General features: G+C 30.5%; 1 protein-coding gene and 1 pseudogene. Both read left to right on the plus strand.

The features are described from left to right. Positions 1-224: hypothetical protein (locus ACFIJW_RS00005; protein WP_375632640.1), on the plus strand; the 224-nt coding region annotated here is incomplete at its 5' end. A gap of 54 nt (positions 225-278) precedes the next feature. Next, positions 279-510, plus strand: a pseudogene (locus ACFIJW_RS00010) (hypothetical protein); the annotation flags it as partial. Positions 511-1,147: the final 637 nt, after the last annotated feature.

Consider the following 1,147-nt stretch of genomic DNA (forward strand, 5'->3'; position numbering starts at 1 on the left):
TTTCGCAAATAACCTTTCAGAAAGCTTCAATCAACTTGCAACAGCGATCTACGCTTAAAGACACTTATGGATCCGAAAAAAACAGCAAAGTAGTGAAGTTTGCTGATGATTTTGAGAATATATATGCGTTTAAATTGACAGAAAGGCACCGTACAGAGCGATTTAAAGATTTTGTGATAAAAACCACATTGAAATTAAAAACGCTTCTGTACGGTCCATTTTGAGGCAAATAAACCCATTGGTAAAGTTATGGATTTAGATAGGGGATATTAAACCAAATGTTTTTAAAAAAACGTAAACAGCCTATGCAAAAAAAGTTTGTTGCAACAGCGGTTGGATATGCACCATGGGGATTAGGGGTAGCTGAGTATTTTTACAATCTNTGGATATGCACCATGGGGATTAGGGGTAGCTGAGTATTTTTACAATCTTTACGAATATGATGATGGTACAAGAGAATATGAAGAATTTGACGGTGGTCAGTATCATGAGATGCCTGAGAATGTTGATATTCGATATCATATCAAAAAACACAATAAAGTCAATAGGTTGTGTGAAGTTATTTTATATGAATCCACTCAAGAATCCATCTTTTTATACGTGATTCATTTGATCATTTTTTATATAAGATTGCCATGTATGAATAGACCATAAAAAGCAAATCATGACGTGAATATTATAACGCATGTGTGTATTCAAATAAAATGAAAAGCCGATATCATTCATAACAGTTTATAAATTTTATGATATGTTTTTATCACTCAAAATCGCATTGTTTAAAATTTAGTTGTTTGGAATTATCGATAACATACGTTTAAAGATCACATCTTGTTTTAATGATTGGATTGTTAATCGCATGATAAAAACATAAAATTACAGTTTTCAAAATTGAGAAGCGTAAAATCTAAAAATGCTATAGCAATATCTTATTACCTATAGAGGGTAATCGTTTGAAACTGTTATAAGATGAATTGTACCAAAAGATACGCATTTATAGAAAATAGAGATCATATAATTTTTCCCAAAATTGGGAAAAACCTCTAAAATGGCATTAAAGAAATTAACTGTTTGAACCTGTCATAAGCTTATAGGTTTAATTTAAAAAATTGCATAAAAGGATTAAGGATAAAATCGCTTTTAAAACGCT

This window comes from Bartonella sp. MM97QHHN (assembly GCF_042194285.1).
Classification (GTDB): Bacteria; Pseudomonadota; Alphaproteobacteria; order Rhizobiales; family Rhizobiaceae; genus Bartonella.